The 1265-nt window shown below is 57.9% G+C and carries 1 protein-coding gene; it reads left to right on the forward strand.

All coding sequences use genetic code 11. The annotated features are described in order from the left end of the window. Positions 1-169: 169 nt before the first annotated feature. Positions 170-1060 carry a polysaccharide deacetylase gene (locus EN935_RS36420; protein ID WP_127265828.1) on the forward strand — a complete coding sequence of 297 codons (891 nt, stop codon included), beginning with the start codon at positions 170-172 and terminating at the stop codon, positions 1058-1060. The last annotated feature ends 205 nt before the right edge of the window (positions 1061-1265 follow it).

Below are 1265 nucleotides of genomic sequence, written 5' to 3' on the forward strand. Positions count from 1 at the left end.
CCAACAGGCGGGCCTCTCCACAGTGATCTGTGGGCCCGGCTACGTCGCCCAGGCGCACCAGCCCAACGAGTATGTGTCCCTCCAACAGCTTGCGAGCTGTCAGGCTTTCCTGGTCCGCCTGATCGATCACCTTGCTGCCGATTCCTGATTTCACAAAACCGAGAGCATCATGATTTTGAACCCCATTCCCTGGCCAAACGGCGCTAACTGCGCCTGCTGCATAACCTTCGATATGGATGCCGATAGCCTGATCCACATTGCTCATCCGCTCGACGGCTATCGCCGCCTGTCAGCGATCTCGATGCTGCAATACGGACCACAGGTAGCAGTGCCGAGGATCGTTGAAACCTATCGCCGCCTCGGAATCCGCCAGACCTTCTTCATTCCAGCTTGGTGCATCGAACGCTATCCTGAAGCAATCGAAACGATCCTCTCAGGAGGCCACGAGATCGCTCACCATGGATTTCTGCACGAGCATCCTTCAGAACTCAGCGCCGAGGATGAAGCCTACTGGCTGGACCGCGGCATCGAGGTCATTGTCAAGGCAACAGGCGCACGGCCCCGCGGCTGGCGTGCACCGCTCTATAATATCTCGGACCGTTCACCCGGTTTCCTTGTCGATCGTGGCTTTGAATACGATGCCTCCCTGATGGGGGACGATATCCCTTATATCCTGTCGGCGCCGAACGGCACTCTGGTTGAAATCCCGTCTCACTGGGGCCTGGACGACTGGCCGCAGTATGTCCAGTCAATTGATCTCGACTATACGATGCCGATACGTGCGCCCCTGCAGGGGTTCGAGGTTTTCCGTCAGGAGTTTGAGACGGCTTACCGGTACGGCGGGTTATGGGTTCCCGTGGTCCATCCCTTTGTGTCGGGGAGACTGTCGCGCTGGGCCGTATTTGCGGCGTTTCTGGAGGACTTGCGGTCTCGGGGCGATGTCTGGTTCGCCTCAATGGAGGAAATCGCACGCCACGTTAGGGCAGTGGCTGCGGCGAATGCCAATGCAGTACGCACAGTGCAGGTTCCACCCTATGCGGCGCCGGTGCGTGTTCGCTGAATGCAACGTCCCAGATTGTCCGACCCAACTCAATTGACCTCTAAGGGGGATTGCCCTTTCTGCCAAAGTTGTCGGTTGGTGAGACTGCAGACCATCCGTACTGGAAGCTAGCATAATGTATGCAATATGCCTTTTTTCGTCGTGAATTGGCCGCTCCGGACGGTTGGCTCCCTCTGCCGCGCCTCGGAAGGGGACAGGATAGGCA

It is taken from the genome of Mesorhizobium sp. M7D.F.Ca.US.004.03.1.1 (genome assembly GCF_003998635.1).
Taxonomy (GTDB): Bacteria; Pseudomonadota; Alphaproteobacteria; order Rhizobiales; family Rhizobiaceae; genus Mesorhizobium; species Mesorhizobium loti.